Below are 1,528 nucleotides of genomic sequence, written 5' to 3'. Positions count from 1 at the left end.
TGACTTTTGACAACAATCTGGCGACGACCGTACTGAATGCAAAAAAAGCATACAGCTACGGAGCAGAATTTGACCTCAGCTATCAGACAGAAGAATTATCGCTCTATGCCACACTGGGTCTGACCCAGGCAAAATTCAAAGAGTTTGATGCAGACGGCGGTGCTTACGAAGGTAATTATTTGGTTGAAGTCCCCGATATGACTGCCGCTTTTGGCGCTACCTACCTTTTGAACAGAAACTGGTTCATTCAACCTTCTGCGCGATACATGGGCAAGCGCTATTATGATGTTGGAAACACGCAAAAAGAGGAGGGTTATGCAACTGCTGACTTGAATTTCGGCTATGACGATCTTAAAGGCTTAAAGGCTTTCCTCTATGTGAGCAATCTGTTTGACGAAGCAAATGTGGATTTTGTTGTTCATACACCATCACACAATTACTATCACTTCGCTGACCCGAGAGTGTTTGGAATCAACGTCAGCATGCACTTTTAAAATATGATGCAGGAATGATATTGGCAAAGTATAGTGTTCTGCACCACTTAACAATAAAGGACGATAGCATGTATAAATCGATTCTACCAACGGTAATATTACTTTTTTCACTCCTGGATCTCCACGGATCTACACTCAGCGAAAGCCCATGTTCCGGCTCGATTAAAGCCTTTCAAAACACCTATGACAACGATGGAAAGTTTAAAGAACAGGTTGATCTGGCGTTCAAAAACATCCATCAGCTTCCACCGGAATATGCTGCCGGAAATCCATGGATCGGCAAGAGTGTCACTGATCTGACCTCTTTTTTAGAGGAGTGGTGTACTTTTTTACCGACAATGCAGAGAGGTCACGACAATGGACTGAAGTATATTGAAGATTTTACATTCTTTTATTATCAGAACCCTGATGCCATCAAGGTCGTACAGCAGAGCCCTGGGCGCAAGATCTTACAAGACTTTGCAAAAGAACGAGGCGCTTTTATGGATTCTAAACGTTCTACAGCGCCGATAGCTAATTGGTTAGATGATGCGAGAATAGAGAAACAAGATTACATGCTACCTGATCCTGCTGCTGCTGACGGGGGATTTACATCGTTTAATGACTTTTTTATACGGAGACTTAAAGACCAGGACAAAAGTCGACCGCAGACGATGCCGGAGCGTGACTATGTGATCTCTGCACCGACAGACTGTATCATAAACTCGGTCCCGCTAAAGATTGTCTCCAAAGAGACACATATCCCGACTAAGGGACGTCAATCATTAAATATCAGTGATATGCTTGATGGCTCCAGCTATGCCGAGAAGTTTGTTGGCGGTACAGCACTTTCATGCGTTTTGATGCCAAATACGTATCACCATTATCATGCACCCGTCAGCGGTAAAGTAGTAGAGAGTAAAATCATCAAAGATCCCTATTATGGGTATGATGATTTTCCGGTCTGGGTCAATAAAGGAAATGTGGGATACCACGGTACCGATTTCAGCCAATTTGAGAATTTCAAGCGAGGCTATTTCATCATTGATACCGGA

At 43.3% G+C, this 1,528-nt stretch carries 2 protein-coding genes; both read left to right on the top strand.

Features of this window, described 5'->3' with window-relative positions; all coding sequences use genetic code 11:
- Nucleotides 1-494, top strand: a 494-nt coding sequence (locus tag ABYK33_RS15785) for a TonB-dependent receptor domain-containing protein (protein WP_373034273.1), incomplete at its 5' end; no start/stop codon positions are given.
- Between the two features lie 68 nt (nt 495-562).
- A partial coding sequence (locus ABYK33_RS15780; protein ID WP_373034272.1) for a phosphatidylserine decarboxylase occupies nt 563-1,528 on the top strand: 966 nt, incomplete at its 3' end.

The organism is Sulfurovum sp. (genome assembly GCF_041562805.1).
In the GTDB taxonomy this organism is placed as follows: domain Bacteria; phylum Campylobacterota; class Campylobacteria; order Campylobacterales; family Sulfurovaceae; genus Sulfurovum.
This window is presented reverse-complemented; position numbering and strand designations above follow the sequence as displayed.